Origin of the sequence: Curtobacterium sp. B18 (assembly GCF_000333375.1) — a bacterium.
GTDB lineage: Bacteria > Actinomycetota > Actinomycetes > Actinomycetales > Microbacteriaceae > Curtobacterium.
In genome coordinates, this window is record NZ_BACZ01000527.1 from 1 (window position 1) to 1,032 (window position 1,032).

Consider the following 1,032-nt stretch of genomic DNA (forward strand, 5'->3'; position numbering starts at 1 on the left):
TCCACGACCGCCGAGGCCCGTTCGCTGCCGGTCCCGAGCGACGCATCGAGCAGTGCCCCGGCCTCGCCGGCGTTCGGCGTGACGAGGTCGGGTCGGAGGTGCGCCCAGCGGGTGAGGTCGTGCGCGTCGACGACGACCGCGGCGGGACGGTCGGCGTCGAGCACCGGGACCACGTCGGCCGGGTCCACGCCGAGCCCGTAGTCGCAGACGACCGCGGCGTCCGCGCACCGGAGCGCACGGGCGACGGCACCGGCGAGACGCACCCCGTGCTCGGCCGTCGGCTCGGCGGCGATCTCGTCCACGCGGACGACGACCCGGTCGCCGCCGACGACGCGCGACTTCGTCGTGGTGCGCGTGCCGGGGACGACGACCATGCAGGACGTGTCCACCCCGGCGGCGTCGAGGCGTTCGCGGAGCACGACACCGGCCTCGTCGTCGCCGAGCAGCCCGACCATCCGGACGCGTGCGCCGAGCGCGCGGGCGTTCACGGCGGTGTTCGCCGCGCCGCCGGGGACCGCGACCGTCCCGGTGACGCGGACCACCGGGGCCGGTGCCTCGCGCGAGACCCGTTCCGCCTCGCCGACGGTCCAGCGGTCGAGGATGCAGTCGCCGATGACGACGACGAGCGGTTCGCGGTCGTCGACCGCGGCGACGAGCTCCCGGACGAGCCGGACGTCCGCGCTCACCGTGCGCCCCCGGCGGGCGGTGCCGCCTCGAGGTGCACGACGGTCGTGGTGGTCAGCTCGTCGAGCAGGTGCGGGCCGTACCCGAACCCGGCACCCGAGGCCCCCCGGGGCTGGGCGCTGCCGCCCGGGGCGCCCCCGAACACGGCGTTCACCTTCACCGTGCCGACGGGGAGCTCGGCCGCGGCGCGCAGGGCGCGCCCGGTGTCGTTCGCTGCTCGTGGTCGGTCACCCCTCGATCCTGGCGCGGATCGTGCCCTGGCGCGAGTGGTTCCCGCGGGGAGTGCGACGTTCCGCGAGTCGATCCACGCGCGGGTCGTCGAAGATCGCGGTCGACCCGGGGCGGGCG

The 1,032-nt window shown here is 76.8% G+C and carries 1 protein-coding gene and 1 pseudogene; both read right to left on the minus strand.

Going from position 1 to position 1,032, the window contains the following annotated elements:
* On the minus strand, nucleotides 1-686 hold a 686-nt coding region (locus I5E_RS13965), incomplete at its 3' end, for a PfkB family carbohydrate kinase (protein WP_022907529.1).
* A pseudogene (locus I5E_RS26500) lies at nucleotides 683-1,032 on the minus strand (hypothetical protein); the annotation flags it as partial. The gene I5E_RS13965 and the pseudogene I5E_RS26500, both read right to left, overlap by 4 nt.